We start from the raw sequence: 383 nt of genomic DNA on the forward strand, positions 1-383 counted from the left end.
GGGAATCCGTTTTAGTGTTAAACGGAAAACGGGTTCTGATTGAACCGGGTACTGTGGTAAGAATAGAGATAAAGGAGTGAGAGCATGAAATATCAGGGTATTATATTTGATTTAGATGGAGTGATCTGTCACACTGACAAATATCATTATCAGGCGTGGAAGAAGCTGGCGGACCAATTAGGTGTCTATTTTGATGAAACCATCAATAACAGGCTCAGAGGTGTGAGCCGTATGGAGAGTCTCGATATTATTCTGGAAAAGTATGGCAGGGACTTGACAGATGAGGAGAAACTGCACTGTGCGGATGAGAAGAATCGATATTACAGGGAATTGCTGAAAGAAATGAACACCGGTGATTTAAGTGATGAGGTAAGGGATACTTT

General features: G+C 41.5%; 1 protein-coding gene. It reads left to right on the forward strand.

Annotation, left to right across the window (positions count from 1 at the left end; genetic code table 11):
• Positions 1–84 precede the first annotated feature (84 nt).
• On the forward strand, positions 85–383 hold a 299-nt coding region (locus NE664_15645), incomplete at its 3' end, for an HAD hydrolase-like protein (protein MCQ4728067.1).

This window comes from Anaerotignum faecicola (genome assembly GCA_024460105.1).
In the GTDB taxonomy this organism is placed as follows: Bacteria; Bacillota; Clostridia; order Lachnospirales; family Anaerotignaceae; genus JANFXS01.